1 protein-coding gene is annotated in these 305 nt (G+C 68.9%); it reads left to right on the plus strand.

Annotated elements, in window-relative coordinates; all coding sequences use genetic code 11:
* Positions 1-215: hypothetical protein (locus tag H2O73_RS23750; protein WP_220457723.1), on the plus strand; the 215-nt coding region annotated here is incomplete at its 5' end.
* Between the last annotated feature and the right edge of the window lie 90 nt (positions 216-305).

Genomic DNA, 305 nt, shown 5'->3' on the forward strand with positions numbered 1-305 from the left:
GGCTCTATCCCGAGGCCCCCGGCGGCGCCACGCCGCGGCCCCGCGGCATCGCCGTCTGCGGGCCCTATGCCTGCGTCATCGGCGGGGCGAAGGAAGGCGCGCGCAGCAGTCTCGTCTGGGTCGTGGATATCGCGGCGGGCACCGTGGTCGGCACCGTGACCGGGGTCGGCAACGAATCCTATTTTCTCGCCGCGATTCCACCACCGTCGACATGAGGCACCACCACCGGACCGGCGACACGGCCCCATAAGGCCGGCACCGGTTCACACACCACACTTTTGGGAGGACGACACATGACAGATCTG

It is taken from the genome of Vibrio marinisediminis (genome assembly GCF_014050145.1).
In the GTDB taxonomy this organism is placed as follows: Bacteria; Pseudomonadota; Gammaproteobacteria; order Enterobacterales; family Vibrionaceae; genus Vibrio; species Vibrio marinisediminis.